The organism is Halobaculum sp. D14 (assembly GCF_051195135.1).
GTDB lineage: Archaea > Halobacteriota > Halobacteria > Halobacteriales > Haloferacaceae > JBNTKA01.
Window position 1 is genome coordinate 185,112 of sequence record NZ_JBNTKA010000003.1, and the last position, 25,080, is coordinate 210,191.

The following is a 25,080-nucleotide window of genomic DNA, read 5'->3' on the forward strand; positions in this document are numbered from 1 at the left end:
TATGCATCCGGTGCCGCCCGGAGGCCGCATTGGTTGTTGGACCTGACATACACCACGGCGAACCGGACTCCACCGCGGCGCCGCCGCTCGAATCTTTTGACCGGCTCGGCGCCGCCAGCGACGACTCCGTCGAATCGGACCGGGAGCCTCGCCGTGTGATTCCGGTTCGGGTCCGTACGTTTCGACGGACACGTGAAAGCGTCACCCCGAAGTCACCCGCCGAGCACTGCCCGGCATGGACATCCGCCGACTCCCCGGCGACGAGCCAGCGATCCGCCGATTCATCGAGGCGCTCTGGCTCCCGTACAAACGCGAACTCGAAGCCACCGTCGACGAGTTCGCGCTCGACAGCGACGCGGACGTCGTCGCGGAGGAACTCGACCACCGGCCCGACCGCCACGACTCCGACCAGTTCGAAGCCTGGGTCGCCGTCGACGACGCCCCAGACCGCGCGGACCCGGCGGACAGTCAGGCGGACCCCGTCGGTTTCATCACGACCGACGTCGACGAGGCGCCGACCGTCTTCGACCGCCCCGACCGCCTCCTCATCTGCGACATCTACGTCGACGAATCCCGCCGCGGCACCGGTCTCGCAGACGAACTGGTCGAACAAGCGACCGCCCGGGCGCGCGAACGCGGCTGCGCCGAACTCACGCTCGACGTCGACGTCGACAACGACCGCGCCCGCGCCTTCTACGAACGACTCGGCTTCGAGACGGTCCGCCACACGATGGTCGCCGACGTGCCAGCGGGAGAGGAGTCCCGGAAGTGAACCGGAGCCGTCAGGTGAACCGGGTACCCGACGGAAATAGTTGGAAATTTGAGCTGTCCCGACGGTGACGAAATTCGGACTCGACCCGCCACTGATTTCTCCCTGGTACGGAGTTCACACTATGTTCAGTTCGGAAGCCCGTCGTCGTCAAAACGCTGATTCCTCTTATTGTACTCGTGGCGTACGTCTATCGAGTACACTTGGAGTATGACGAGTCGTGGAAAGCACAGGCTGCGACAGTCTCAGCGCTCCTCACCAGCGTGGTACTGATTGGCCACATCGGCACCGAAATCCTAAATGTACGCCGCGGGGTGGGCTTGTGGTGGTTCGGGCTCGTTTTTCGTACGCTCCCCGTGTTATCATCCGGTGTCATATTCGTAACGCTGGACAATCAGTTGGGTAACTACCTGAAAAGCACATCTGAGATGGGGGACTGGTCATATGTCATCAGTTTCCTTGTCGGAAGTCTCGTTGCGCTCATCAACGGAATGTACGTCAGGGGCCAGGCCGCACTGTTAGTCCCTGTCGGAATCAGCGTCTACTACCTACTGGAATACCACAAAGACTGATTTCGGCCGTTCGATTCCCCGGTAAATCTGTCAAACCCGCTATTTCACCCGATACTGGTGATTCCACGTCCCCACGAGTAACCAGAGGTGATAGGATTCACAGACGAGCCACGGGATGGCGTCGCTGTCGGCACTAGTCAGTGCCCCCGGCGCCTTCCCTCGGGCGAATCGAACGAAGGCGCCGATGCGCAGTCCGACTCGGCATCTAATCGCTTCGCGGAATTCGGGCCCGAAAAACGTATTCGGCGCTGTTGAGGCTTGAAGCGACTGAAAAACGGAGGGGCGAAGTCACTCCACACGCGCTAAAATACGAGTGGACTCGCCGGGATTTGAACCCGGGGCCTCTCCCATGCCAAGGGAGTGATCTACCACTGATCTACGAGCCCGCGCTGCACATCGACGTACCGCGGTTCGATAGATAAGCCCTTCGACTCGGGGGGCGGTTCGGCACGCGGGCGCACGGCCCGGGTCGACGGCGAACCCGAAACGGTTTACTGCGCGCCGCGACGATTGGTCGTTGGGAACAGCACGGCCGCAAATCTGACTCGCCCGTTCGGGCTTGGGATTGCGGAGGTGCCCCCGTCGGTCAGCGGCGCAGCGCGGCGAATCCGCGTCGGCGTCGGTGTGACTGGCGGCGGCTCGCTCGCTTCTGCGGCCCTTGTTCCAATCTCAGAACGATGGCACGAATGCATACACGCCGCCGCGGGTCGTCCGGTTCGGACAACCCGGCGGCAGACGAACCCCCGGAGTGGAGTGACGTCGACGCGGACGCGGTGGAGGAGCGCGTCGTCGAACTCGCAGAGCAGGGGCACGACCCCAGCCAGATCGGTCTGAAGCTTCGCGACGAGGGCGTGAAAGGCACGCCTGTCCCGGACGTGAAGCTCGCGACCGGCAAGAAGGTCACCGAGATTCTGGAGGAGCACGACGCTGCTCCGGAGATTCCGGAGGACCTCCGGAATCTCTTCGAGCGCGCGGTGCGGCTCCGCGAGCACATGGAGGAGAATCCGCAGGACGCGCAGAACAAGCGCGCGCTCCAGAACACCGAGTCGAAGATTCGCCGCCTGGTGAACTACTACCGGGGCGACGAGCTCGACGAGGACTTCACGTACAGCTACGACGTCGCCGTCGACCTGCTCGACGAGCAGTAACCACAGACGACCCACGAATCACGAGGACCACACCGATATGTCGTCGACGCAGCCCGGCCGCGCGGACGCAGACCCGGAGCGGGTAGCGTCTGCGCTGTCGACCGCGGGCTTCGTTCGGCTGTGCGCGCGCCCGACGGGGGACGCGCTCGCGGCGGCGGGCCTGCTGGCGCGGGCGCTTCGCGACCGCGGCACGCCGTTCCACGTCCGCACCACACGCGACGGGTCGGTGCCGGCCGGCGACGGGACCGCGGTGGCGCTCGGCTGGGACGCGCCGGACGCGCAGTCCGTCCGCGGCGAGGACCGGCCGCTGTCGGTCGTCGCCGCGTCGGTCGTCGACGCGCTCGGCGCCGAGCCGGACCCGGTCGTCGGGTTGGCCGGCGTCGTCGCCGCGGAGGCGGTTCCGGGCGGCGCGGGCAGCGGCGCGCTGCTGGAGGAGGCGGAGCGCCGCGGCGCCGTTCGGCGCCGGCCGGGCGTCGCGGTTCCGACCGCGGACGTCGCGGACGGGCTCGCGTCGTCGACGCTGCTCCGCCTGCCGTGCTCCGGCGACCCGGAGGCGGCGCGGGCGCTGCTCGCCGACCTCGGCTTCCCGGTCGAGCCGGACGACGACGCGCATCGGCGGCTGGCTTCGACGGTGGCGCTGGACGCGACCGCCGAGGCGCCGCCGCGGGCGACCGAGGCCGTCGAACGCGCGCTCCGGCCGTACGCGACGCCGACCGGGCCGTTCGAGACGCTCGGCGGCTACGCGGACGTCCTGGACGCCGTCGCCCGGGAGCGGCCCGGCGTCGGCGTGTCGCTGGCGCTCGGTGCCGACGCGGCGCGCGCTGACGCGCTGGAGTGCTGGCGGACGCACGCCGGCACCGCCCACGGCTTCCTCGACGACCCGACGACGGGCCGCTACGACGGCGTGTTCGTCGTCCGGGTCGACGTGGAGCCGACGGCGGTGCCGGCGCTCGCGACGGCGGCGCGGCTGGCTCGCGACTACCGGTCGCCGGAGCCGGTCGCGCTCGTCGTCGCCCGCGTCGCAGACGGCGGCGGCGACGAGGCGGACGGCGCTGGCGACGACGCGGTCGGCGGCGCGGCCGCCGCCGCAGCAGCACCCGACGCCGACGTGAGCGCGGCGCTCGCGGCGGCGGCCGACGCGACCGGCGGCGACGCGACCGGCGATGGTCGGCGCGGCGACGCCCGGTTCGACGGCGACGTCCAGGCGTTCGTTCAGGCGTTCAGGGAGGCGGTGCAGCCGTGACCGGGGAGCAGCGACGCTCCGCGGTCGTGGAGACCCGTCACCGCGACGCCGACGCGGCCGCGACCGTCGCGGCCGCGGTCAGCCCGGACAACACCGCCGACGTCGACACCGAAGCGGACGCCGACCGCGTCGAGACCCGCATCAGCCGGGAGCGCACCGGCGGCCTGCAGGCGTCGACCGACGACTACCTCGTGAACGTGGCAGTGGCGACGGACGTCATCGAAACCGCACGCAGCTACACCAACACACAATGAGTGAACGTTCAGTCTCACGACAGCGACAGGGCAAGCGCTGGTACACAGTGCTCGCCCCCGAGCAGTTCGACCGCGAGGAGCTGGGTGAGACCATGGCAGAGGAACCGAATCAGGTCATCGGACGGACCGTCGAGACGACGCTCGGCGAACTCACCGGCGACCAGGGACAGAACAACACGAAGCTGACGTTCAAGATCACGGACGTCGGCTCGGACTCCGCGTACACGGAGTTCACGCAGTACGAGCTGACGCGCGACTACCTGCGTTCGCTCGTCCGCCGCGGCGCCTCGAAGGTCGACCTCACCATCACGGTGCTGACGACCGACGACTACCGCGTCCGCATCCAGCCGGTCGCGTTCACGACGAAGAAGGCCGACCGCAGCCAGGAGCAGGCCATCCGCTCGGTCATGATCGACCTCGTGGAGGAGGCCGCCGAGGAGCGCACCTTCGAGCAGCTCGTCGACTCGGTCGTCGAAGGGCGGCTCAGCTCCGCCATCTACGGCGAGGCGAAGCAGATCTACCCGCTCCGCCGCGTCGAAGTGAAGAAGCTCAGCCTCGAAGCGCGCCCCGAAGAGGTCGCCGCCGAGGAGGAAGCCGCAGTCGACGTCGCCGACGAGGACGTCGACGTCGAAGAGTAGCGCGTCGACGCGCCGCTCCGCGGCTCACGATTCGTTCTCCCGTTTTTGTCGCGCGACGCCGCCGAGACAGCCGACGGTACCTCACTCTTCGACGACGACGACGCCCTGCATGCCGGCCTGCTCGTGCGGGATGCAGAAGTACTGGTAGGTCCCGGCGACTTCGAACGTGTGGCTGTACGTCTGCCCGGTCGTAATCGCGCCGCGTTTGCCGTCCCACGCGTCGCGGGCGGCCTGCTCGGTGTCGAAGCCGCCGGTCGCGAAGTACTCGGCGTCGTCCGGAATCCCGTCGCCGTAGGCGGTGACGGAGTGCGCCCGCGTCGACGTGTTCTTCCAGACGACGGTGTCGCCGACGCTGACGGACACCTTGTACGGCATGAACGCCTGCGCGGTCATGCCGACGTCGTAGCCGTCCGGGTTGGGCGTCAGATTCAGACAGCCCGCGAGCGACGCAGACGCAGCGGCGCCGGCGCCCGCGAGAAAGCGGCGTCTGTCCATGTCCGGGGGTCGGCACCGCGCGGGCTTATGGGCCGCGGTTCCGGATTCGCCGCCGGCCTGAGCCGTCCGCCGGGCGCGTCTCAGTCAGACGGAGCCGGGCGGCGGCGGGAGTTCGACGACGTCGACGTCGTGGCCGTCGCGGTCGTGCGGCACCGTCGCCTCCATCTCGATTTTGACGTCGCGGTCGCCGCCGACGACGTCGCTGACGCCGACCATCACCGTCGCCGGGAGTTCCGGCGGCGCGAAGTACTCGCGGCACGCCGCGCCGATTTCCGCTTCGGCCTCCGGGAGCGCGTCGTCGCTGACGAAGTGCCGAATCATGGTGACGTCCGAGAGCTCGCCGTCGCAGTACTCCCGCAGGAACCGTTCGGCGAAGTGCAGCACCCGCTCGGCCTGCTCGCGCGGCGTCTCGCCGGGGCCGACGACGCCGTCGAGCTGGACCTGGTCGTGGTCGTCGTGCCGGGGCGGACCGCGGTCGCGGCCACCGCGTCGTCGCCGCGATTCTCGCGTCTGAACACCGTCTTCTCCATGCCTCGGCGTCTCGGCGGCACCCGATGACGTTTGGGGACGCGAACGAGTTCGCGGGGAGCCACAGAACTATGCGCCGACGCGGAAAAGCCACCCGAGGCAACTCACGGACGGCTCTGCGGCCGCCGAGTCGACCGCCGACCGTCGCTCCCGGGTCGCGGAGTCGCCGCGGCGCCGCTCCGGGGATGTAAAGACGTAAAGTCCGGTGTGTCGACCGTACGGGTATGAGCGAGCGGCCGCGGTTCCTCACTCGCCTCGGCGTCGCGGACGCGGTTACGGTCGGCAACGCCGCCGTCGGGACGCTCGCGGCCGTCGCCGCCGCGGTGTCGCCGACGCTGGCGGCACGCCTCGTGCTGCTCGCCGCCATCGCCGACGGCCTCGACGGCGTCCTCGCCCGGCGGTACGGCGGCACCGCGGTCGGCCCGCACCTGGATTCGCTCGCGGACGTCGCGAGTTTCGGCGTCGCCCCGGCGCTCGTCGTCGCCGTCGCCGGAACCGAGCGGTGGCCGTGGGCCGACGCGCCGCTCCGGTTCGCCGCGACGCTCGCGGTCGCCGCGGCGTTCGTCGCGATGGCCGTCGTCAGACTCGGCGTCTACAACGTCGAAGACGAGGGCGAGAAGACGACCCACGGCGTCCAGACGACGCTCGCGGCCACGGTCGTCGCCGCCGCGGTGCTGACCCACCTCGGGACGCCGGCGGTGCTCGTCGCCCTCGGCGCCGTCCTGGCCGCCGGGATGGTGACGCCGGTCCGCTACCCCGACCTGCACGCGCAGGACGCGGTAGTCATGGGCGCCGTGCAGGCGCTCGCCGTCCTGCTCACGGGCCGCCCGGGCGCCGTGTTCGCGTTCGCGCTGCTGTTCCTCGCGCTCGGCTACACCTTCCTCGGGCCGTCGTTCTACTGGCGCGACGTCGACGACGCGGACGGCGACGCGGAGGGTGCTGACAGAAGTGGCGGCGGCGTGGCCGTCGAAGCCGAAGACGGCGACGCGGCGTAGACTGCGGCGACCGCTCAGCGGCGCTTGCTCTTCGACGCGACGACGTCGACGCCGGGGCTGTAGAAGTGAACCGGCTCCGACTCCGGCGGGTCGAAGCAGTTCGCGCGGAACAGCGTGTTCGTCTCGAACGTCGCGTCGGCGTCGAACAGCGCCCAGGGTTCGTGGTCGATGTCCGCGTACCGAATCGCGCCCGCGGTGTCCTCCGTGTAGTACCGGTACCGCTCGGTGAGGAACTCGGCGAGCGACCCGTCGTCGGCGCGGAACTGCTCGCCGGTCGGCCCGTAGGTCGCGCGGAACTGGACGGGCCGGGCGCCGGGGTGGACGCGTCGGCTCCGGAATTCGACGCCGCCGTCCGCCGCGGAGAGGCTGATTCTGGCGTAGTAGTACGGGAGGTAGTGGAAGGCGCGGGCGCCGAGCACGCTCAAGATGCCCTGCGCGTCGAGGCTGAAGAAGTAGACGCCGGGCCGGCCGTCCGCGTCGCCTCCGTCGCGGTCTCCGTCGTCTCCGCCGCCGTCCCCACCGCGGTCGCTGACGTACGTCCGGAGGTTCAACTCCGGGAGCGGTAGCCCGGTTCCGGGCGGCGCCGCGTCCGGTCTGACGTCGACGTTCGTGAACGGGACGACCGACAGCCACGCGTCGCCGTCGAACGTGTCCAGCGCGAGCGCCTCCGGGACGTGCGGCCGAACCGTCTCCGGGTCGACCGGCCAGTTCGCGAACAGGACGTTTCGCCACCCCATGTGTAGCGGGACCACCATGCCCTCTCAGTCGGCCGGGAGCGGTAAGGCGCTTTTCCCGGCCACCGGCGCGCCGGCGGCGGACTGTTTCACCGACCCTGTCCTGTAATTTTCCAGTACTGTTACGGTATCCGACTTGTATTCGCGTACGATGCCATCTCAGCCAGGGCCGAACGAGGTCTACTGCATCGACTGCGGGGAAGTCATCAAGGAGCGCGCAGAAATCTGCCCCGAGTGCGGCGTTCGACAGCCGACCGACTCCGGGCAGGGCGGCGGGAACCACGGCGGACACGCCGGGCAGGGAGCTGGTCAAGGAGGGCACGGTAACGCCGGCGGCGCCCAGATGCAACAGCAGCAGACCGGACAGCAGAGCTACGGCCTCATCTTCTCCATCATCGACTCGTGGAAGTACCAGCGGCCGCTCCGACACCTGTTCAACATCGTGCTCGCGTTCAGCACCGTCGGGACGTACCTGTTCATCCTACTGCTGGAGGGCCTGATTCACTACCGGAACCTGAACAGCGGCTCCAGCCAGCCGTACGACGAGTCCAAACAGAAGGTGTGGACGACGTTCACGGACGTCCAGTAAGTCTGAAACGAACCGGCTCCCCTCGTGCGGCCGACTAACGCGAGGGAGTTTCAGCCGTCAGTCGATGAGGCGGCTCCGCGTCCGGAGGTGCCGGACGCAGATGCCGACCAGGATGAGCGGGATGACGACGCCGATGAGTTGGCCGGCGCCGCCGACGAACAGCGCGACCGCGCCCAGAATCTGCGTCATCACCGGCAGAATCAGGGCGGCGGCGATGTACAGGCGGCCGCTGAGCGGCCAGTCGTCGACGTGGTAGTCGACGTACTTCAGGTCGAAGTACAGCGACAGCGGCAGCACCACCCAGCCGAGGAGCTGTACCGGCGGAATGAGCGCCGCGAGGCCGAGCGACTGCGTCATCCCCGACAGGCCGCTACTCTGGAACAGCAGCGCCGTGGCGGCGAGCAGCGCCCCGGCGAGCAGCCACAGGCCCGCGCTGAACATCACGCCGTACCGCCACGTCCCCGACGGCTCCGACTGCGTCTGCTGCTGTTGCTGCTGCGGTTGCCGCGACGCCGACTGGCCGTTCGCGCCCGCGGACTGCCGCCGCGACCCGCCGGACCGGCGCTGCTGGCCGCCGCGCTGGCCGGACGACCCGGCGCCGCTGCGCCCCGACCGCATGTTCTGGGCGGCGTTGCGGACGCCGCACTTCGGGCAGATTTCGGCGTTCTGCTTGATGATTTCGCCGCAGCTCCGGCAGTAGATCTCGTCGCCGCTCGGCCCGCGCTCCCGCGAGCGGTCGTCGGCGTCGTCGCTTCCGCGGTCGCCCGCCGACTCCGGCGCCGACGACTCCCGGTCGGAGTCGCGCCGGTCGTCGCTCCCGGACCCGCGCCCGTCGCTGCCGCTGCTACCGCGGGTGTCGCCGTCCTGACGCGACGACCGGTCGTCTCTGTCGCGCCCTCCGGTTCCGCGGGGCTCGTCGTCGCTTCCGCCGTCGTGCGGTTCGCTGCGGAACCCGGACTCCGACGACGAGGCGGACGACCCGCTCCGGTCGCCGGTCGATCCGCGGTTCTGGCTCCGCTGCGACCGCGCTGACTCCCCGGCGTCCCGGGAGTCCCCCGAGCGCCCGGAAGCGCCGGAGGTCCGAGAGCGGCGGGAACCGCGGGAGTCGCCTGAGCGACCGGTGTTCTGCGTCCCGCCGCCGAACCCGGACGCGCCGCCGGACTGGCCGCCGTCGTCCGTGGAGAACGAGATGCCGGTCCGGGAGATGGTCGCGGTGACGTCGCCGTCCAGTCGGTCCGGGGAGAACCGCTCTGAGCCTTTCGGGCCCTGCTGCACTCGAATCCCGACCTGGAACGGCTTCGTCGTCTCGGTCGACCACCGCGCGGACTTCCCGGCGTCGATGTCCGCCTCCTCAGTGAAGACGACCCCCGTGTCCGTCCGGCAACTCACGGACACCGACTGTGTCTGGTTCGTCCTGTTCTCGACGTACAGATCCGCCGCGGAAGGAGGCCCTGACTGCATTGTTCACTTCTGGTCAACGCATTGGCAACCAGTATAATGAAGGTACGGCCTCACTCCGCCGGATTCAGCGGCTCCCGTCGATACTTCAGAAACCTGTCCATCGAAAAGAACTGTCAGCGACGAATCACGCTCTCGTTCCGGCCGGAGACGACGACCGGCGACCGGACGTGCGGCTCCGGCGTGCGGCTCCGGGCGCGGCCTCAGATGTCGGCGTACGGGCCGCCTTTCGCCGCCGTCAGCCGGTCGACCTGCTCGTCCGTCAGGTCGATTTCGGCGGCCGCGAGGTTCTCTTCGAGCTGCTCGACGGTCCGCGCGCCGACGATGGGTGCGGTGACGCCGTCGCGGTGCATCAGCCACGCGAGCGCCGTCTGCGCGGGCGAGGCGTCGACCTCGTCGGCGACCGCGTCCAGTTCGTCGTGGACGTCGAAGTTCTCCGCGGTGAGGTACGCCTCCTCGAACCGCGACGACTCCGAGGCGCGGGACTCGCCGGTCAGGCCGTCCTCGCGGGTGTACTTCCCGGTGAGGAATCCCTGGCCGAGCGGGCTCCACGGGCAGACCGCCATGCCGTACGACCGCGTCATCTCGAGGTAGTCCCCCTCGACCTCGCGGTCGACGAGGTTGTACCGCGGCTGCGCGACGGTGAACGGCTCCCAGCCCTCCCGGCGCGCGATCTCGTTCGCCTTCGCGACCTTCCAGGCGTTCGGCCGGTGTGTGGACGCTCCGAGGTAGTGGACCTTGCCGTCCTCGACGAGGCCGTTCAGCGTCTTCATCATCTCGCGGGCAGGCGTCTCGTCGTCCCAGCGGTGGATGTAGAGGACGTCGACGTAGTCGGTGCCGAGCCGGTCGAGGAGGGCGTCGATGCGGTCGCGGACGTTCTTCCGGTTCGTGCCGCGGCTGTTCGGGTCGCCGTCGCGGATCTGCCAGTAGATCTTCGAGGCGACCGTGTACCGTTCGCGGTCGCGGTCGGCGAGCCAGTCGCCGATCCACTCCTCGCTCTTCCCGCCGCCGTACACGTCGGCGGTGTCGATGTATCGGCCGCCCGCCGCGTCGTAGGCGTCGAGCAGCTCGTGGGCTCGCTCCTCGCCGATTTCGACGTTCCCGGCTTCGGTCTCCTTGCCGAACCGCCAGGTGCCGAACTGCAGTTCGCTCGTCTGCAGGCCGGTGTCGCCGAGCGGGACGAACTCGAGGTCGACTGAATCAGACATTCTCACTTCACCGCTCGGCGCGTCGCCGCAAAAACGTTCAGCAACCGGAAGCCCGGGGTGACGCCGCCAGTTCACTTTTCCGGGTCTTCGCCGAACTGGCGGGCGATGGCGGGACCCGCACTGTACGCGATGAACGCGGCCGACTGGGAGTACGAGTACAGTTCGATGATGCGGCTCGAACGGCCCGGCGAAACGTACCCGTCGCTCACCCCGTTCTACCTCGTCGACCACCCGGACGGGACGGTGCTCGTGGACACCGGGACGAGCCACGAGATGCTCCAGGACCCGGCGGAGTACGGCGCCTACGGCGCGCCGCACATGTCGGAGTTCGCGGCCGACGACATCGAGATGACCGCCGACCAGCGCGCCGTCCGGCAGGTGGCGGACCTCGGCTACGACCCGGGCGACGTCGACTACGTCGTCCTCACGCACCTCCACCTCGATCACGCCGGCGGCGTCGCCGACTTCCCGGAGTCCGAGTTCCTCGTCCAGCAGGACGAACTGGAGTACGCGTGGTGGCCGGCCGACCCGATTCAGCGGCGGCTCTACCTCGAAGGCGACTTCGGCGTCCTCCGGTCACCCGACTACGACGTGACGGCGCTGTCCGGCCGCTTCGACGTGTTCGGCGACGGCACCGTCGAGTGCATCCCGACGCCCGGCCACTCCGCCGGCCACCAGTCCGTGAAGGTCGAACTGCCGGAGTTCGGGACCGTGATTCTCGGCGGCGACCTCGCGTTCACGCAGCAGGCGCTCGCCGAGGACCTCCAGCCGCCGTTCGCGTGGGACACCGAGGCCGCCCTGGAGTCGGCGCGGGCGATTCGGGACCTGAAGCGCCGGGAGGACGCGACGCTGACGCTCGCGCACGACCGGTCGGACTTCGAGGCGCTCCCCGACTCGCCGAACAGACTGGAGTAGCGACGGGCTGCAGCATCGGCGCTCACCCGGCCGGCGAGGAATCCGGTCGGTAGGCGCGACTGATTTCCTTCCAGTGGTCGCTGCGGAACCGCCAGTAGTTGATGGCTGCCGGCACCGTCGTCTCCGCGAGGAACGCGAGGTAGATGCCCCAGTGGCCGAGCGCCGTCGTCGCGCCCAGGTACGCGAGCGGAATCGACCCGCAGAACATGCCGAGGAACTGGCTGACGAACGGCGTCCGGGTGTCGCCGCTGGCGTCGAGCGGGCCGATGCTGGCGCCGGAGACGCCCTGGAAGACGACCGCGACGCAGGCGGCGTACACGAGGTTCGTCGCCAGCGGCACCGCGGCGCTGGACGAACCGCCCATGAACAACACGACCAGTTCGTCGGCGAACACGGCGATGAGCGCCGCGGAGACGAGGTAGACCGCGACGGCGAACCGGATGATGTCGCGGCCGTACGCCTCGGCCTCCTCCTCGTCGCCGCGGCCGAGCGCCTGCCCGACGAGGCTCGACGACGCCAGGCCGAACCCCCAGCCCGGCGTGTTCATGACGCCCCAGATGCGGCGCGCGATGACGAACGAGGCGACCGTGTTCGTCCCGAAGATGGCGAGGATGCCGAGCATCGGGAACTCGGCGGCCGTCCAGACGAGGTTCCGCGCGCCGACCGGGAGCCCGATGTTGACGAGGTCGGCGAGCGTGCCGCGGTCGACGAAGCTCCCGAACGGGTCGACGCGGACCGGGAACGACGTCACGCCCGGGAGCCGGCCCAGTGAGATGCCGACGGCGAACGCCGCTGTCGGGGCGACGTTCGACAGCACGGTGCCGAGTGCGGCGCCGGAGACGCCCCAGCCGAACCCGAACAGGAACACGGCGTTCAGCGCGACGTTCAACACGGCGCCGCTCGCCCGAATCTGCATCGCCGTGTAGGCGTCGTCGACGCCGACGAGGATTCGGCTGCCGACGAGGTTCAGCCCGGCGAACGGGACGCCGAACCCGACCACCCGGAGGTACGAAGCGCCGTACCGGATGGTGGCGGCGTCGTCGGTGAGAAGCGACACGAGTTCGCGGGGGAACAGCCAGAAGGCGGCGGTAATCGGAAGGCTCAGCGCGACGACCAGCAGCGTGCTCGACCGGACGGCGAGGCCGAGTCCCTCGTCGGCGTCGGCGCCGTGCCGCTGAGAGACGAGCGCGATGGTGCCGCCGGCGACGCCGCCGCCGACGGCGAACGCGAGCCCCCAGAACGGCCCGGCGAGGCCGACGCCGGCGACGGCGGTGGTGCCGACCGCGATGCCGACCATCGCGACGTCGACGGCGTTCTTCGACATCCGCGCGACGCCGGTGACGATGCGCGGCCACGCGAGGTCGGTCGTCTCCACGGCGCGCTCGCGGTCGACGAGGCCGGCCCTGGCGAGCAGCAGGCCGACGTGGAGTATCGCAAGACGGAACAGGTTCGGCGGACGGGACACTCGGACGGACGGTACCCCAACCGGGGTCAAAGGAGTTTCGTAACGAAACAGCCCCTACGGGTCGGGCCGGCCGAGGACGCCGCGGGCGGTCCGGACGACGTCCGTCGGCGTGGCGTCGCGGAGGTCGTCGTCGCCGAGCGTCAACTGCTGCCGCGGCCGCCCGACGTCAGTCGGGACTTTCTCGGTGGCGACGAGCCCGCTGTCCTCGAGGCGCCGCTTCCTGACCGAGATGGTCGCGCGGCTGGCGATACCGACCGCCTCGGCCCACCCGGACAGCGTGTACAGCTGCGCGTCGTTGCGGGCGGCCAGCAGGATGAACAGGTCCACCTCGTCGAGGTCGCCGGCGGACCGCCGAATCCTGACGTCGGCGTCCAGCACGGCTTCCGCGTCGGCGCGGGCGCCCTCGTCGACGTCGCGGCCGAGCCGGTCGAGCATCGCCGCGTACGCGGGTGCGCTGAACTCGTACGGGTCGGCGCCGCGAGCCGCCGCTTCCAGCGCGTCGCGCGCGCGGGCCACCGCGCCGCCGTCGTCGGACTCCAGGGCGACGTCCTCGCCGCCGGGGAGCGCCGCGACGGTCGTCACCGTCTCGTCCGCGACGACGACGGACGGGAGCGTCGCGTCGTCCACGCGCCGGAGTTCGAGTCCGTCGTTCGCTCGGAGGTCGGCCGCTCGCGTCGCGGCGGCGAAGTCGTCGACGAGCGCGTCGAGCGCGTCCCCCGTTCCGAGCAGCCGTGTCGGCGTCGGGTCGTCGAGGGCTGCGAGCGCCAGTACTGCTTCGCGGAGGACGAGCGGTGACGCGGAGGCCAGGAGGGCCGTGTCGCTCGCATCGCGGAGGGGGCGGCGGAGGACGTCGGAGAGCGGGCCTGTGCGGGCGCCAGTCATGGGGTGAACTCACCGTCCCTCCTCAAATAAGGTGCGGACACGAGCCGTCCGCGACTCCGGCGTGTCGTCCCACCGGTAGACTTGGTGGGCGGCTGGCTCCGGTGGCACCGTGTTTAGTCGCCGCCAGGTGATACACCGAATACTGCGATACAGAATAGGTGCGTCCAGTTGCGTCCGCTCACCGGTTTGGTCGACGTGGACGTCTGCGCCGACGTCGGCGAGCGGTGGTCAGGCCTCCGAACCTACGTCCAGCGCTGCGAGGTCGACGTGCTCTCTGAGGAGTTCGGCCGCCGCGTCGTACGGCGACCGCCGCGTCGTGTCGGTGGACGGCCGCTCTATTCCGGCGTGGCGATACGCCGCGTCGACGAACGCCTCCCGGGCGGTAGCGTTCTCGAACAGGCCGTGGAGGTACGTTCCGAGGACGCGGTCGGTGCCGGCGCTTTCGGGGCCGACGGGCTGGGGAACTCCGTGGACGGTCGTCCGACCCATGTGGATTTCGTAGCCTGACACCGTGCCGGACGCCCCCGCGAGCGGCCCGCAACCGTCGAGTTCCCGCGTGACGGACTCGACGCGCTTGTCCTCGCGGAAGCGCGTCTCCACCGGGAGGAGACCGAACCCTTCCACGGCGTCGACGTCGGTCGTGGACTCGACGTCCGCGTCCGTGATTCGGTCGCCGAGCAACTGGTAGCCGCCGCACAGTCCGACTACCGGCCCCGAGAAGGAGCGAAGTTCGGCGCCGAATCCGGCTTCTCGGAGTGCGCGGAGGTCGTCGACCGTGTTTTTCGTGCCGGGGAGTACCACGGCGTCAGCGTCCGCGAGCGACCCGTCCGGTGGGACGTACGTCACGCGTACTCCGGGGATGCGGGCGAGCGGCGCGACGTCCGTGAAGTTCGAGATGCGCGGCAGCCGCACGACGCCGACGGTCACGGTTCGCTCGGCCGGAACGCCGTCTCCGCCCCCGATGACTCCGCCTTCGCTGCCGTCCGCGTCGGGCAGCGAGAGGCTGTCCTCCTCAGGTAACCCCGGGTCGTCGTGGGGGACGACGCCGAGAATCGGGACGGCCGTCCGGTCTTCGAACTCCGCGATACCGGGGTCGAGCAGGGATGCGTCCCCACGGAACTTCGTGACGACGCAGCCGACCACCCGTTCGCGGACGTCCGCCGGCAGCAGTTCGAGCGTCCCGTAGAGGCTGGCGAACACGCCGCCGCGCTCGATGTCGGCGACCAGGAGGACGTCGGCGTCGGCGAACCGCGCGGTTTCGAGGTTCGCGAGGTCGCGGTGCCGGAGGTTGATCTCCGCGATGCTCCCCGCGCCCTCCGCGACGACGACGTCGTGCTGCTCTGCGAGTCGCTCGTAGGCGTCTTCGGCCGCTTCCCGGGCGGTCTCCCAGTGCGTCTCGTAGTAGTCCGCCGCGTCGAAGTGGCCGACCGCTCGCCCGTCGACGACGAGCTGGCTCTCGGCGTCCCCTCGCGGCTTCAGTAGCACGGGGTTCGAGTCGGTCGTCGGCCGGACGCGGGCGGCGCGCGCCTGGACGTACTGCGAGACGCCGATCTCCCCCCAGCCACCCTCGCCGTCCGGAACCGCGCGGGCGTTGTTGCTCATGTTCTGGGCCTTGAACGGCGCGACGGAGACGCCGCGGTCGGCGAGGTGACGGCAGAGGCCGGTGGCGACCGTGCTCTTGCCGACGTGGGACGCCGTGCCCGCGACGAGGATGGTGCGAGCGCTCACGGCTCAAAACTCCGTGCCGGTGCGCGCGCGCTGGCCGTCGTCCATCGGGTGGCGTTGCTTGCGGACCTCGCTCACGAGGTCGGCCCGCTCCGTGACGAACGTCGGTTCCTCGTGGCCGCCGGTGAGCACGAGTTCGAGGTTCGGCGGCTTGTCCTCGACGAGCGCGACGACGTCTTCGGCGGCGACGAGGCCGCGGTTGGCGGCGTAGAGGAGTTCGTCGAGGATGAGCATGTGGACGCCGTCGTCGGCCGGCGCGTCCGGGTCGAGCGGGCCGTCGACGTCGCGTGCGGCGTCGAGCAGGTCTCGTGCGCGGGCGAGACCGCCCTTCGCTCGGGCTTCGTGTTCCTCCTCGTCGGAGCCGTCGAGGAACCCGTGCCAGCCGTAGTGGCCCGAGTTCTCGTACGTGAACCCCGGCATGGCCGCGATGGCGTTGTACTCGCCGCGGACGTTCTCGACGCTCGCGGCGCCGCCTTTCATGAACTGGAGCATGTGGACGCGGTAGCCGTGGCCGGCGGCCCGGAACCCCATCCCCATGGCGGCGGTCGTCTTCCCCTTCCCGTCGCCCCACCAGACCTGGACCAGTCCGAACTCGTCGGGGGCGTCGGGTTCGATGTCGCGGGCCGTGGGCGTCTCTCCCGCTCCGGGGGGCTGTGCGTGTCGGTCGGTTGGCTCCGTGTTCTCGCTCATAGTCTGTCGAGGAATGCGTCGAAGGCGCCGCTCTCGGCGTGGAGGTGCGCGTACGTGCCGAGGGTGTCGTACTCGGTCAGGCCGTCCGCGTCGCCGGTGATGCCGCTCCCGCGTTCGACGTCGAACGCGAACCGCGCGTCGGTGCCGACGTCCGCGGATGAGTAGTGGAACTCGTGGCCGCGGAGCGACCCGTCCGCGTCGGCGGTGAGCGTGTCCTCGCGGGCGACGAGTTCGACGTGGTCGAGCGCCTGGTACCGCTCTCGCATCGTCACGTCCGCGGGGAGGACGCCGGCCATCCCGTGGCGTTCGCCGTCGCTCGTCGTCAGCGACTCGGAGAGCGCCATCAGTCCGCCGCACTCGCCCAGGACGGGGAGACCGTCCGCGGCGCGGTCGCCGAGCGCGTCGAGCGCCGGCGAGTCGGCGAGCGCCTCGGCGTGCAGTTCCGGGTAGCCGCCGGGCAGGTAGACGCCGTCGCAGTCGGGGAGGTCGTCGCCCGCGACCGGCGAGAACGTCACCACCGCCGCGCGGTCCCCGAGGCGGTCTCGGGTCGCGGGGTACTCGAAGCAGAACGCCGCGTCGGCCGCGACAGCGACCCGCTTTTCGGTGCGCGCTCGCGCGTCGACCGGGGCCGGGCGAGGCGGCTCTCGGGCGGCGTCCACCAGCCGCTCCACCGCGACGTGTTCTGCGGCCGATTTCAGCGTGTCCCGGTCGAGCGGCGACTCGTCGCCCATGTGGAGGCCGAGGTGGCGGTCGGGTATCTCCAGTTCCCCCATCGGCGGGATGCGTCCGAGGTAGTCGAGCGACTCGGGGAGCGCGTCGCGGATGCCCCGCTCGTGGCGGCCGCCGTGAGTCTGTTGGGCGAGGACGCCGACGACGTCCACGTCGAAGCCGGCGGCCTCGGCGTACTCGCGGAACCCGAGCGCCGTCGCCGCGACGCTCTGCATGCCGGCGCTCGCGTCGACGACGAGCACGACGGGCACGTCGAGCGCCTCGGCCACGCCGGCGGTGCTGGCGACCGTCCCGTCGTAGAGCCCCATCATCCCCTCCACGACGCAGACGTCGCCCTCGCCGGCGTAGTAGTTCCGCCGCGTTCCCTCCTCGCCGACGAGCCACGTGTCGAGCGTCCGCGACGGTTTCTCGACGACCGCTTCGTGGTGGCTCGGGTCGATGAAGTCCGGGCCGGCCTTCGCGGGCTGGGGGTCGTAGCCGGCGTCGTCGAGCGCGCGGAGCACGGCGAGCGTCGCGACGGTCTTGCCGACGCCGGACGCCGTGCCGCCCAGAACGACGCCTCTCATCGGGGTTCCTCTGCGGTCTCGGTGACGCGGTCGTAGACCGAAACCAGCGCGTCTCGAACCGCCGCCATCTCGACGCCCGCCTCGTCAGCGAGCGCGAGCGCACCCCCCATGCCGACGCCCTCCTTCGCTTCGCCGGCGCGGTACGCGGCCATCGCGGGGTGGGATTCGTTCGCCTCGAATCCGGGGTCGGTCACGGTGAGGTCGAGCGCCAGGTCGGCGGCGAGGTCGCGGATTCCGGCCGACTCGTCGTCGGCGACGAAGGACGTCGTGGCGAGTGCGAGCGAGTCGTTCCGGCCGGCGTGTCGGACGAGCGCCGCCACGGCGGCGAGCTGCGTGCCGCCCGCCAGCACCACGTCGGTGTCGGCTTCGAGCGCGCCGACGGCGAGTCCGGAGAGGGTCGCGAGGACGGGGTCGCCCATCCGCCGTACCGCTTCGGTCGGCTGGCCGGCGAGACCGCCGGGGTCGAGGCCGCTCGCTTCGAGTCCCGCCCGGACGACGTCGCGCTTGAGTGCGAGCGGGTTCTCCGGGAGCGACGAGGAGACCTCGCGTCGCTCACCGAGAGCGGCGAGGACGCCCATCGCGGTGGTCGTGCCGCCGGGAATCGTTTCGCCGAGGACGAGGCGGTCGACCGGGAGTTCGGTGCCGAGCCGACGAGCGTTCGCGAACGTCCGTTCGGCGTCGGCCACTGCGACGGCTTCGCGGACGTCCGCGCCGGGCGCGGCGTCGACGTCGACGGTGGGTGCGCCCGTCGGTTCCGCGAGCCCGGCGTCGACGACGATGCTGTCGAAGCCGAGGCAGTCGCGGACGGCGCGAGTGACGACCGCCGGAGTCGGGCAGCCCGTCGGGCTGACGGGGACGACGGGGGACCGGACGGGGTGGCCGTACTCGAAAATCTCGGCGTCGGCGCTCGGCGTGTGAGACAGCAGCGCCGGGTCCGCGCCGGCCGCGCTGATGCCGTCGATGCCCGCCGTCCGGGTCGTCCCGGCGGCGAGCGCGAAGAGCGTCCGGGGAGTGCGTGTCACAGCAGCCCAGACAACACAAGCCCACTTTAATTTAGAGGTGTTGTGGACGCCTCTGGTTGTCCTTCGTCGGCCCCAGCGAAAAGTATTTGAGCTTCCCGTCCAACGGCATAACTCAGGCTGAGTTGAAATAGATAAACTCAGATTTACTACAATGACACGCGACGCGCTCGTCCTGCTCAGCCGGGACACACCCCACGCCCGCGAGACGCTACCGACGCACGCCGACCGACTCGCCCGCCGCGGCAGCGTCGACGAGATTCACACGTGCTACTACGGGCACGAAGCACAGTACGACCTCCGCGACCAGCTCGCGGACGTCCGGGCGGACCGCGTGTTCGCCGTCCCGATGGTCGCCGCACACGACCGCCAGACCACCGTCGACGTCCCCGCGGCGCTCGACCGCATCGACGCGGCCGTCCACTACGGCGAACCCGTCGGTCGGAGCCCCGCGGTCACCGCCGCGCTCCGCGACCGCGCCGAGGAAGCCAGCACCACGGAACCGCAGGCGCTCGCACTGGTCGCCCTCGGGAGTAGCTCACAGCCCTACCACCGCCAGGTCGCCGAGTACCACGCCGGCCGCCTCCGCGGACACGGCGCCTACGGGGAAGTCACGACGAGCTACGTCGTCCAGAACCCCGCCGTCGAGTGCCTCCGGTACAACGTCGACGCCGACCGCGCCGTCGTCCTCCCGCTGTTCGTCGTCGGGAGTCAGGCGACGAGCGACGACATCCCGGACCGGCTCGAACTCGACCGCGGCAACCTCGACTACGCGGCCCCACTCGGCGACCACCCACAGCTCACGAACGCCGCTGCCGCCGAACTGGCGAAACAGCGCGTCCTCGCCGAGAACGGAGCCGCGGCGGACACCTTCGAACAGTCGCTCACGGCGGACGCCGCCGCAGTCGCGACCGACGGCCGCGGCGACGAACACCTGTAAGAAACCCGAGTACCGTCGGCAGGACTGACGCGTCCACGGAACCGCGCTGTTCCCGAGAAATTCTGCGAAAACGTCCGGTCGGAGCTAGGTCCGACGCACCGCGAGTACCGAGAGGTCCGAGAACGGCGTCTCCTCGCCGGCGTGTTCGGCGAGCGACTCGAGCGTCGTCGTCGTGACCGCTTCGTCGTCGTGCGTCAGCCGCTCCAGAACGAGCGCCGTCAGGTCCGGGGCCGCGCCGGCGTCCAGCAGGTCCCGGGCGACGTCCCCCGGCATCAGGTCGAACGGCCGCGGGAGGACGAGGAGGTGGCGGTCGCCCGCCGCCGCGCGGAGCCGTTCGAGGTCGTCGGAGAGGTCGCCGCTCTTGTGGAGCGTGACGAACTCGGTGTCCTCCATCGGCGTCCGTGCGCGGCTCGCGGCCACCTGGAGCGACGAGACGCCCGGAACCAGTCGCACGGGCCGGTCGACGGCTCGCTCCACCTTGCCGAGGAACTGGTAGCCGGAGTGGTTCGGGTCGCCCATCAGGACGGCGGTGCCCCGCGCTCCGGCCGCGACGCGGTCCGCGAACCGGGAGAGCGTCTCGCCCTCGTCGCGGTAGCCGCACGTCAGGAGGTCCGCGTCGGTCGTCGCTGAGACGAACTCCACGACCGTCTCGAACCCGACCACGACGTCCGCCTCCTCGATGGCTCGCGCGCCGCGCGGCGTCAGGAACTCCCGGTTCCCCGGGCCGATGCCGACGGCGTAGACGGGGTCGTCGACGCGCCGGGCTTCGGGGTTCCGCGCGGCGAACTCGGCCGGGTCGGGCCCGGCGTCGAGGTCGTACTCATCGCTCACCGCGCCACCTCATCGCCGACGGGGTCGTCGGTCGCCGCTTCGGCGGTGTCGAGCGACACCTCCCCGTCCCGGACGTCGCTCGCGACGTGGACGAGCTCGTTCGTCAGCCCCGCGGCGAGACCGCTCCCGCCGCGTCGGCCGACGTTCGTGATCGCGGGGACGCCGTGTTCGGCCGCGACCGACCGCAGGCGCGTCCGGCTCTCTGCGGCCTTCACGAACCCGACCGGGGTGGCGACGACGACCGCTGGCCGCGTCCCGTCCTCGATGCAGTCGGCGAGCGCGAGCGCGGCTGTCGGCGCGTTCCCGACGGCGGCTACCGCGCCGTCGTACACGCCGCGCTTGTCGAGTTCGAGGACCGACGCGGCCGTCCGCGTCATCCCCGTTTCGGCGGCGAGGTCGGCGCCGTTCCCGATGGCCTTCCGGACCTCGCAGTCGTGGCCGCGGCCGGTGATTCCGGCCCGCACCATCGTGATGTCGGTCACGATGGGCGCGCTATCGAGGACCGCGCGGGCGCCCGCCCGTACCGGTTCGGAGTCGTCGGCGCCGGTGAACCGAACGAGGTGCTGGAACTCCGGGTCGCCGGTCGCGTGCACCGACTTCTGCCGAATCCGGTCCGCGAGCGTCTCGTCGGGGACGAGTTCGCGGACGCGGTCCATGCTGGTCTCCGCGATGTCCATCGCCTCGCTCGTGGTCGCGCCGAGGTCCGCGTACTCCGCGAACTCCTCAGTCGTCATCCGAACGCACCTCCTCGGGCGTCGCGGCCTCGGCCGGACTCGCTCTGGCCTCCAGGTCCCCGTCGACTGTGAGGTTCAGGTCCCGGAGCCGCTGTTCGACGCCGTCCTCGGCGTCCCAGAGGCCGCGCTCGATGGCCTCGAGGAGCGTATCGGTGATGGAGTCGAGCGCCCAGGGATTGACGTCTCGCATCCACTCCTGGCGGTCGTCGTCGAACGCGAACTTCTCCGCGACGTCCGCCCACAGCGTGTCGGAGACGACGCCCGCCGTGGCGTCCCAGCCGAGGACGACGTCGACCGTCGTCGAGAGGTCGCCGGCGCCCTTGTAGCCGTGCTCCTCCATGGAGTCGAGCCAGTCCGGGTTGAGGACGCGGGCGCGCATCGCCTTCCGCACCTTCTCCTCGTTCGTGTAGACGTCGACGTTATCCGGGTCCGAGGAGTCGCCGACGTACGACGCCGGCTCCTCGCCCGCGGCGTCCGCGACGGCGGTGATGAAGCCGCCGTGGAAGGCGTACCAGTCCGAGGAGTCGAACTCGTCTTGCTCCATCGTGTCCTCGATTTTGACCGTGGCGTCGACGTTCCCGAGGCGCCGCTCGAAGGCGTCGTGAGCGTCGGAGACGCGCCCCCGAGAGCCTATGGCGTAGCCGCCCCACTGGACGTAGACGTCGGCGAGGTCCGAGCGCTCGTCCCAGTTCCCCTCGTCGACGGCCTTGTTCGTCCCGGCACCGTACCCGCCGGGTCGCGTCGTGAACACGCGGTGTTTCGCCGCTTCCTCGGGGCTCTCCACGCCGTCCGCGTCGAGCTCGTCCGCCTCCTCCTCGACGTGTTTCTTCACGTAGTTCAGCTCGTGCGGTTCGTCGAGTTCGACGAGCGCGTCGACGGCGTCGTGAATCACGCCGGCGGCCTGCGGGAACGCGTCCCGGAACAGCCCGGAGACGCGCGTCGTCACGTCGATGCGCGGCCGGCCGAGTTCGTCGAGCGGAATCGGCTCCACGTCGTCGACGCGGCCCGCGTCGGTCCAGACGGGTCGGACGCCCATCAGTCCGACCACCTGCGCGATGGTCTCGCCGCGCGTGCGGACCGTTGGGGTGCCCCACGCGACCACGCCGACCTCCTCGGGGTAGTCGCCCTCGTCCTCGCGGTGGCGCTCGGCGACGCCGTCGGCGACCTCCTTGCCGACGTCCCACGCGGTCTTCGCGGGCACCTTCCGCGGGTCGAGCGTGTAGAAGTTGCGTCCCGTCGGGAGGAGGTCGACGCCGCCCCGGGTGGGCGCGCCGCTGCCGCCCGGTTCGACGTACTCGCCGTTCAGCGCGTCCGCGGTCTGCGGGATTTCGGTCTCGGCGTCGAACACCCGCGGGGCGGCTTCCTCGCAGATGAACCGGAGGACGTCGCGGAGGTCGCCGTGGGCGCCCGACTCCGCCTTCGAGTCGCCGAGCGTGTCGACGTCGACGACGAGCAGGTTCATGTTCACCTCGTCGTCCGGGCCGCCCTCGACCTCGGAGGCGGCGAGGTCGAACCCGTAGTCCGCGAGCGTCTCCACGAGTTCGACGCTCGTCTCGTACACCTCGTCGGCGGCCTCGGCGTACGTCATGCCCAACTGGTCGTCGTACTCGCCGGGCGCGTCGAGCATCGTCTCGTAGTCGACGCCGAGCACGCCGGCGACGCTCTCGCGGAGGGAGGGCGCGCCGGGGTTCTCGAGGCGCGTGAGCGCGACGAGGTACTCGACGAGCCGTTCGCCCGCCGGCGGCTCGCCCATCGTGTGCAGCCCGAGGCGTATCTGCGTCGTCTTCACGTCCGTCACGTACTCGTGGACGCGCTCCACCAGTTCGTCGACGGAGACGTCGTCGCCCGACACGTCGCCCTCCGCGAGCGTCGAACCGACCTCGTCTCGCGAGTCGCTTCGCTCCTCGCTCGCGTTCCCCGAGGCGCGTGGCGCCTCGCTGTCCGGGCCGCGGACGTCCGCTCTCTCGGAAATCTCACCTTCGACGCCGAGTTCCACGGCGAGGTCGAGGTCGTCGACGGCCTCGCGGATGCGGTCCGCGAGGTGCTCTTCGCTCTCCGCGCCGGCACCGGTCCCGGCTTCACGGTAGCGCGACGCGAGCTCCTCCAGTTCGGCGAGTTCGTCGTACGTACCCGCGTTCCGCATCACCGGAGTCAGGTAGTCGACGACGGCGGCGTACGAGCGGCGCTTCGCCTGCGTCCCCTCGCCGGGGTTGTTGATGATGTACGGGTAGACGTTCGGGAGGTCGCCGACGAGCGCGTCCGGCGCGCTCTCCGAATCGAGCCCGACGGTCTTCCCGGGGAGCCACTCCAGGCTCCCGTGGGTGCCGAGGTGGACGACCGCGTCAGCGTCGAAGTCGTTGCGGAGCCACGCGTAGAACGCGTAGTAGTCGTGCGGGGGCTGCAGGTCGGAGTCGTGGTACACCTTCTCCGGGTCCATCCCGAACCCTCGAGGCGGCTGGACCGTCACGAGGACGTTCCCGAACTCGGCGCCGGGAATCGCGAACGGCCGGTCCGGAGGGTCTCCCCACTCCGCGACGACGTTCTCCCGGAAGCCCGGGTCGGCGTCGCGCCACCACTCGTCGTACGCGTCCGGCGAGACGACGTCGACGCTCTTCTCGCGGACGTCCTCCGGGGCGACCCAGCGGTCGTCGAGCGTCAACTGACTCGTCAGCGTCTCGATGAGTGACTGGCCGTCCGACGGAGCCGCCCCGCCGAGGTCGTAGCCTCTCTCGTCGAGTTCGTCGAGGAGGTTGACGGTGCTCTCGGGCGTGTCCAGGCCGAACGCGGTGCCGATGCCGTCGTCGCTCGGCGGGTAGTTGTGGAGGACGACCGCGACGTTCTTCTCGTCGTTGTCGAGGTGGCGGAGGCGCGCCCAGTTGACCGCGAGGCGCACCGCGTGTTCGACGCGGTCGTCGATGGGGAAGTGCTGCTTCGGCGCGGAGCCGATGCCGGCGTCGTCGTCCATCCGCTCCTTCCCGGAGATGGGGTGGGTGATGACGTTCCCGTCGAACTCCGGGAGCGCGACCGAGAGCGCGAGTTCGAACCCCATGACGCCGGTGTCGCTCGACTCGTACCGGGAGCGCGAGCGCATCGTCGTGACGGTCTGTAACACCGGGACGCCGAGGCGGTCGAGGAAGACGTCTTCGGCGCTCTCGCCCTCGTCGCTGGCGGACCGGCCGCGCTCGTCCATGGAGAGCGAGAACATGAACGAGGAGAGGACGGCGTCGACGACAGCGTCGCCGTCGGCGTCGGTGAGCCACTCGTCGGTCACCCACTCGGCGTCCTCCTGTTCGTCCGCGTCGGTCGCGGGGTTACAGAAGACGGGGAGCGCGTTCGCGCCTTCGGATTCGAGCGCGCGGACGACCGCGTCCACGTACCGGGTGTTCTCGTGCGTCCAGTGGGACTCGTAGAACCAGACGGCGACCGTCGGCGCCTCCGGGTCGAACGTGGCGCGGAGTTCGTCGTACTCGACGCCCGGGTGGTCCGGGTGGTAGACGCCTTCAGTGGGGAGCGCGACGGGGTCGTCGTAGTCGGGGGAGTCCGTCGAGTACTGCGCGGTGAGAAACCGGACGCAGTTCGCGATGTTCGCGACACCGCCGTGTTCGAGGTAGTCCGATACCGTCCGTCGCGTCTCGTCGTCGGCGGTCGTGTCCTCGACGGCGTAGGCGTCACCCGTGGATTTCACCACGAGCGGGACGCCTGCGGCGTCGAGTCGGTCGGTCACGCGGTCGTAGCCGGGCATGCTGTCCTCGGCGCCGTGGAGCCAGAGTACGGCCGCGCTCGCGTCCTCGGCGGCGTCGACGAACGACTCGACGTCGGCCGCTTCTTCGAGGTCGCTCTCCGAGCGGACGACGAGGTCGGCGTCGACCCGCTCGCCGGCAGCCTGGATGGCCCCCAGTTCGTTCTCCGTCGCTGTGTACAGGGCGAGTGTAGTCACAAATCTATTAAACCTC

At 70.4% G+C, this 25,080-nt stretch carries 24 protein-coding genes and 1 tRNA gene; 10 read left to right on the plus strand and 15 right to left on the minus strand.

Features of this window, described 5'->3' with window-relative positions:
* Positions 1-235: 235 nt before the first annotated feature.
* A complete protein-coding gene (locus tag ACQUST_RS11815) occupies positions 236-772 on the plus strand; it encodes a GNAT family N-acetyltransferase (protein WP_435128647.1) in 537 nt (178 codons plus the stop codon).
* A 200-nt stretch (positions 773-972) separates the two neighbouring features.
* The gene (locus ACQUST_RS11820) at positions 973-1,341 is read left to right on the plus strand and encodes a hypothetical protein (protein WP_435128650.1); all 369 of its coding nucleotides are present in this window, start codon (positions 973-975) and stop codon (positions 1,339-1,341) included.
* Positions 1,342-1,655: 314 nt separating this feature from the next.
* Here ACQUST_RS11820 and ACQUST_RS11825 read toward each other — a convergent pair.
* A tRNA-Ala gene (locus ACQUST_RS11825) sits at positions 1,656-1,727 on the minus strand.
* A gap of 291 nt (positions 1,728-2,018) precedes the next feature.
* On the opposite strand from ACQUST_RS11825, the gene ACQUST_RS11830 reads away from it, so the two are divergent.
* From ACQUST_RS11830 to ACQUST_RS11845, 4 genes are read left to right on the plus strand one after another with little or no spacing between them, the layout of a single operon-like run.
* Positions 2,019-2,489: a 30S ribosomal protein S15 gene (locus ACQUST_RS11830; protein WP_435128653.1), complete on the plus strand. Its 471-nt coding sequence runs from the start codon at positions 2,019-2,021 to the stop codon at positions 2,487-2,489.
* A gap of 37 nt (positions 2,490-2,526) precedes the next feature.
* Positions 2,527-3,732, plus strand: a complete 1,206-nt coding sequence (locus tag ACQUST_RS11835) for an exonuclease RecJ (protein ID WP_435128656.1) — start codon at positions 2,527-2,529, stop codon at positions 3,730-3,732.
* Complete coding sequence (locus ACQUST_RS11840) at positions 3,729-3,986, plus strand: KEOPS complex subunit Pcc1 (protein WP_435128659.1); 258 nt, start codon at positions 3,729-3,731, stop codon at positions 3,984-3,986. The genes ACQUST_RS11835 and ACQUST_RS11840 overlap by 4 nt, the downstream gene beginning before the upstream one ends.
* Positions 3,983-4,624, plus strand: coding sequence for a 30S ribosomal protein S3ae (locus ACQUST_RS11845; RefSeq protein WP_435128662.1), 642 nt, complete (start codon positions 3,983-3,985; stop codon positions 4,622-4,624). Before ACQUST_RS11840 ends, ACQUST_RS11845 begins: the two co-directional genes overlap by 4 nt.
* An 81-nt stretch (positions 4,625-4,705) precedes the next feature.
* On the opposite strand, the gene ACQUST_RS11850 is transcribed toward ACQUST_RS11845, so the two are convergent.
* Both ACQUST_RS11850 and ACQUST_RS11855 read right to left on the minus strand, forming a co-directional pair.
* Positions 4,706-5,119, minus strand: coding sequence for a plastocyanin/azurin family copper-binding protein (locus tag ACQUST_RS11850; RefSeq protein WP_435128665.1), 414 nt, complete (start codon positions 5,117-5,119; stop codon positions 4,706-4,708).
* 84 nt (positions 5,120-5,203) lie between these two features.
* Positions 5,204-5,503, minus strand: a complete 300-nt coding sequence (locus tag ACQUST_RS11855; protein ID WP_435128668.1) for a RidA family protein — start codon at positions 5,501-5,503, stop codon at positions 5,204-5,206.
* Positions 5,504-5,871: 368 nt separating this feature from the next.
* Between ACQUST_RS11855 and ACQUST_RS11860 the strand changes: the two genes are divergently transcribed.
* Entirely contained in the window at positions 5,872-6,642 is a 771-nt protein-coding gene (locus ACQUST_RS11860; RefSeq protein ID WP_435128671.1) for a protein sorting system archaetidylserine synthase, read from the plus strand.
* A 14-nt stretch (positions 6,643-6,656) separates the two neighbouring features.
* Here ACQUST_RS11860 and ACQUST_RS11865 read toward each other — a convergent pair whose 3' ends face one another.
* Entirely contained in the window at positions 6,657-7,397 is a 741-nt protein-coding gene (locus ACQUST_RS11865) for a YqjF family protein (protein WP_435128674.1), read from the minus strand.
* 130 nt (positions 7,398-7,527) lie between these two features.
* Here ACQUST_RS11865 and ACQUST_RS11870 point away from each other — a divergent pair, with 130 nt between their 5' ends.
* A complete protein-coding gene (locus ACQUST_RS11870; protein WP_435128677.1) occupies positions 7,528-7,965 on the plus strand; it encodes a hypothetical protein in 438 nt (145 codons plus the stop codon).
* A 57-nt stretch (positions 7,966-8,022) separates the two neighbouring features.
* Here ACQUST_RS11870 and ACQUST_RS11875 read toward each other — a convergent pair whose 3' ends face one another.
* Entirely contained in the window at positions 8,023-9,354 is a 1,332-nt protein-coding gene (locus ACQUST_RS11875) for a hypothetical protein (protein ID WP_435128679.1), read from the minus strand.
* Positions 9,355-9,626: 272 nt separating this feature from the next.
* A complete protein-coding gene (locus ACQUST_RS11880) occupies positions 9,627-10,631 on the minus strand; it encodes an aldo/keto reductase (RefSeq protein ID WP_435128682.1) in 1,005 nt (334 codons plus the stop codon).
* A gap of 105 nt (positions 10,632-10,736) precedes the next feature.
* On the opposite strand from ACQUST_RS11880, the gene ACQUST_RS11885 reads away from it, so the two are divergent.
* Positions 10,737-11,546 (plus strand): N-acyl homoserine lactonase family protein, encoded by an 810-nt coding sequence (locus tag ACQUST_RS11885; RefSeq protein WP_435128685.1) that lies wholly within the window; start codon positions 10,737-10,739, stop codon positions 11,544-11,546.
* A 22-nt stretch (positions 11,547-11,568) separates the two neighbouring features.
* Here the strand turns inward: ACQUST_RS11885 and ACQUST_RS11890 are convergent, their stop codons facing one another.
* From ACQUST_RS11890 to cobT, 6 genes are all read right to left on the minus strand, one after another.
* The gene (locus ACQUST_RS11890; protein WP_435128688.1) at positions 11,569-13,011 is read right to left on the minus strand and encodes an MATE family efflux transporter; all 1,443 of its coding nucleotides are present in this window, start codon (positions 13,009-13,011) and stop codon (positions 11,569-11,571) included.
* 54 nt (positions 13,012-13,065) lie between these two features.
* Positions 13,066-13,893, minus strand: a complete 828-nt coding sequence (locus ACQUST_RS11895; RefSeq protein WP_435128690.1) for a transcriptional regulator TbsP domain-containing protein — start codon at positions 13,891-13,893, stop codon at positions 13,066-13,068.
* A gap of 228 nt (positions 13,894-14,121) precedes the next feature.
* Entirely contained in the window at positions 14,122-15,621 is a 1,500-nt protein-coding gene (locus ACQUST_RS11900; RefSeq protein WP_435128693.1) for a cobyric acid synthase, read from the minus strand.
* A 3-nt stretch (positions 15,622-15,624) separates the two neighbouring features.
* Entirely contained in the window at positions 15,625-16,308 is a 684-nt protein-coding gene (locus tag ACQUST_RS11905; protein WP_435128696.1) for a cob(I)yrinic acid a,c-diamide adenosyltransferase, read from the minus strand.
* Positions 16,305-17,603, minus strand: a complete 1,299-nt coding sequence (locus ACQUST_RS11910) for a cobyrinic acid a,c-diamide synthase (RefSeq protein ID WP_435128699.1) — start codon at positions 17,601-17,603, stop codon at positions 16,305-16,307. The genes ACQUST_RS11905 and ACQUST_RS11910 overlap by 4 nt, the downstream gene beginning before the upstream one ends.
* Complete coding sequence (gene cobT, locus ACQUST_RS11915; RefSeq protein WP_435128702.1) at positions 17,600-18,625, minus strand: nicotinate mononucleotide-dependent phosphoribosyltransferase CobT; 1,026 nt, start codon at positions 18,623-18,625, stop codon at positions 17,600-17,602. Before cobT ends, ACQUST_RS11910 begins: the two co-directional genes overlap by 4 nt.
* A 151-nt stretch (positions 18,626-18,776) precedes the next feature.
* Here cobT and ACQUST_RS11920 point away from each other — a divergent pair, with 151 nt between their 5' ends.
* Positions 18,777-19,562 carry a CbiX/SirB N-terminal domain-containing protein gene (locus ACQUST_RS11920; RefSeq protein WP_435128705.1) on the plus strand — a complete coding sequence of 262 codons (786 nt, stop codon included), beginning with the start codon at positions 18,777-18,779 and terminating at the stop codon, positions 19,560-19,562.
* An 84-nt stretch (positions 19,563-19,646) separates the two neighbouring features.
* Here the strand turns inward: ACQUST_RS11920 and ACQUST_RS11925 are convergent, their stop codons facing one another.
* Genes ACQUST_RS11925 through ACQUST_RS11935 form a run of 3 tightly spaced genes read right to left on the minus strand, consistent with a single transcriptional unit; the run spans position 19,647 to position 25,064 of the window.
* The gene (locus tag ACQUST_RS11925) at positions 19,647-20,393 is read right to left on the minus strand and encodes a cobalt-precorrin-7 (C(5))-methyltransferase (protein ID WP_435128708.1); all 747 of its coding nucleotides are present in this window, start codon (positions 20,391-20,393) and stop codon (positions 19,647-19,649) included.
* A complete protein-coding gene (locus tag ACQUST_RS11930) occupies positions 20,390-21,127 on the minus strand; it encodes a precorrin-8X methylmutase (protein WP_435128711.1) in 738 nt (245 codons plus the stop codon). Before ACQUST_RS11930 ends, ACQUST_RS11925 begins: the two co-directional genes overlap by 4 nt.
* Positions 21,117-25,064: a cobaltochelatase subunit CobN gene (locus tag ACQUST_RS11935; protein WP_435128714.1), complete on the minus strand. Its 3,948-nt coding sequence runs from the start codon at positions 25,062-25,064 to the stop codon at positions 21,117-21,119. Before ACQUST_RS11935 ends, ACQUST_RS11930 begins: the two co-directional genes overlap by 11 nt.
* Positions 25,065-25,080 lie beyond the last annotated feature (16 nt).